At 65.4% G+C, this 1,423-nt stretch carries 1 protein-coding gene; it reads right to left on the minus strand.

Annotation, left to right across the window (positions count from 1 at the left end; genetic code table 11):
• Nucleotides 1-3 precede the first annotated feature (3 nt).
• Nucleotides 4-1,314 (minus strand): ISL3 family transposase, encoded by a 1,311-nt coding sequence (locus tag ABVF28_RS17175; protein WP_371031452.1) that lies wholly within the window; start codon nt 1,312-1,314, stop codon nt 4-6.
• Between the last annotated feature and the right edge of the window lie 109 nt (nt 1,315-1,423).

Consider the following 1,423-nt stretch of genomic DNA (forward strand, 5'->3'; position numbering starts at 1 on the left):
GGCTCATCGCGTTTGAGAGTGTAGAGAGGGCCTGAATCCTCCGGTCTCGAGGAGTGATCTTGCGATGTAGTGGGTCAGGTTCCGGAAGCCGAGCGCGATACCGCGGAGGTGCTCGAGGCGCCCGTTAATGGCCTCGGTCGGGCCGTTGCTGCTCCCGGGATGATCGAAGAACGCGAGGATGTCGGCGGCCCGACGCTTGAACGTGGTGCCGAGCGTTGCCAGCTCCGGGACCGTCTTCGCGGTAGCCTCGGCGAGCGCATTGATCACGGCGCGCAGCGCGGTCTTCCCGAGCTGCTTCCGGGGTTCTCGATAGGCAGTGATCACGCGTTGATAGATCGTCCAGACAGCCTCGACCTCGGCATGCTCGGGGTTCGCGAACACGCTCTCGAGACGCCCGATCTGACGCTCAGTGAGGAGCGTCGTCCCGGTGCGCAACGCTCGCCTGACGCCGTAGAGCGGGTCGCTCGTGCGGCCGCGGTGTCCGGTCGTTGCTTGCTGGACTCGCTGCCGGCAGGTATCGAGGGCGTCACCGGCCAGCTTCACGACATGGAACGGATCGAGGACCTCGACCGCGTCTGGGAGCTGTTCGACCGCGGCGGACTTGAAGCCCGTGAACCCGTCCATCGCGACGATCTCGACACCGGTGCGCCATGCGTCGGGGCGGGCTTCGAGCCAGTCCCGGAACACGGCCTTCGATCTGCCCTCGACCATGTCCAGAAGGCGGGATGGGCCTGTCTTGGCGCGGATCGGGGTGAGGTCGATGATCACGGTCACGTACTTGTCTCCGTGTCGCGTGTGTCTCCAGACATGCTCATCGACCCCGATCGTGGTGACGTGCTCGAAACGGCGCTCATCGTCGATGAGCAAGCGATGCCCTTCGGCCAGGACGGCGCGGTTCGCGGCGTCCCAAGACACATCAAGCGCTTCAGCGACTCGCGCGACCGAGAGATGCTGACACACGAGCGAGACCAGACTCCATCGCAGCGCGGCTCGGGAGAGCTTCGCGCGAGGTGCGGCCGCGGCGGTCGTGTCTTGCCGCCAAACGTGCTTGCAGTGCTCGCACCGGTAGCGGCGCACCTGGAGCAGGAGCACAGTAGGTCGCCATCCGGAAGGTTCGTGCGCGAGCCTGCGCGTCACCGAGTCTCTCAGCCTCCCCTGGCTGCCGCAGCGGTGACACCAGTCATCGGCCTCAACGACCCGGCACACGAGGACCGTTCGCTCGTGCGTCACGAGCTGCCCGGTCACCTCCAGCCCGAGGTCGTCAAGACGGCAGAAGGTCGTGAGGTTCGGCGACTGGAGGGTAGCGTTACGCATGTCGAGGTCTCTCGGATGGGTGTGTAGGAACTTCCATCATGGGAGACCTCGACCTCTACCAGCGCAACGACGCACTCCCCCACTCCTACACTCTCAAACGCGATGAGCC

The sequence above is a fragment of the Pseudoclavibacter sp. JSM 162008 genome (assembly GCF_041366455.1).
Lineage (GTDB): Bacteria > Actinomycetota > Actinomycetes > Actinomycetales > Microbacteriaceae > Pseudoclavibacter.

Coding starts and splice junctions, on each gene's coding strand:
- ABVF28_RS17175 (WP_371031452.1), bottom strand. CDS start 1,314: ATGCGTAACGCTACCCTCCAGTCGCCGAACCTCACGACCTTCTGCCGT.